Here is an 859-nt window from a genome sequence, read left to right on the forward strand (position 1 = left end):
AACGATTCGACGTACTGCTTCGCGTCACCGTAAGCCTGACTGTGCATGAAGGCCCGCACGTCCGGCCAGGTTCCACCGTCATTCACGATGTCGAGAAAGGTGCGCGCCGTGCCGTAGCTCGGCATGAAGCCTGAAAAGAGAAACGACAACTGGTCGGACGCCAGCGAGCGCTCGCCGCCACTGAGCACCCATGACAGGAAATCACGTACCAGATGGAGGAAATCGTCGTCGTCGTGAAATCCCTTCACGCGCGAGAGCCACTGACCGGCAATCGCTAGCGCGGACTCCTGCTGACGAATCCTGTCGATCGGGTAGAACATGGCGAGAAAACGTTCGATTTCCGCTACGGCCATCCGAACCGAGTCTTTCAGGTCCGGTTTGACCTGGGTGATAGGCAATACTCTGGCAATCATGAAAGGAATTTCCTGACAAGGTTGATGGCCGATTGAGCGTCGGTCGCCGCATCTGAGTCGGCATTAGGGCGCTTCGGCTCGCCAGCCCACTGGCGTGCGTCTTCGCTCAACTCGACTGTCGCCTTGCCTCGCGGCACGCCCTCGAGGCGCGCAAAACCCGTGGCGTCGAGCGTGCCGGACAGCGTGGCTCCGTCACTCAGACGTACCGTGTACGGCGCGTCCTTTACCGGCTCGAGATCGTCGTAGTGGTGAACGATTTCGAGGAAATTGGATGTGTCGCCGACCTTGCCGGATGGCAGTACGTCGAAGTTCGGCCCCTGCGATGCCTTACCCTTTTTTTGGATCGTGATGACCTTCAGGAACAGGTCGAGCGGGCCGCCCAGCGTAATGCTGCCGTCCTTCATCTGGATAAACGCGCCGCCAGATTCAAGCGTGAGTTCTTTTCG

Annotated in this window: 2 pseudogenes; both read right to left on the bottom strand. The window is 59.0% G+C overall.

The window, feature by feature from the left end:
- A pseudogene (locus tag BTH42_RS34200) lies at nt 1-413 on the bottom strand (hypothetical protein); the annotation flags it as partial.
- Nucleotides 410-859: pseudogene (locus BTH42_RS34205) on the bottom strand (type VI secretion system tip protein VgrG); the annotation flags it as partial. The pseudogenes BTH42_RS34205 and BTH42_RS34200, both read right to left, overlap by 4 nt.

The organism is Burkholderia sp. SRS-W-2-2016 (genome assembly GCF_001931485.1).
Taxonomy (GTDB): domain Bacteria; phylum Pseudomonadota; class Gammaproteobacteria; order Burkholderiales; family Burkholderiaceae; genus Paraburkholderia.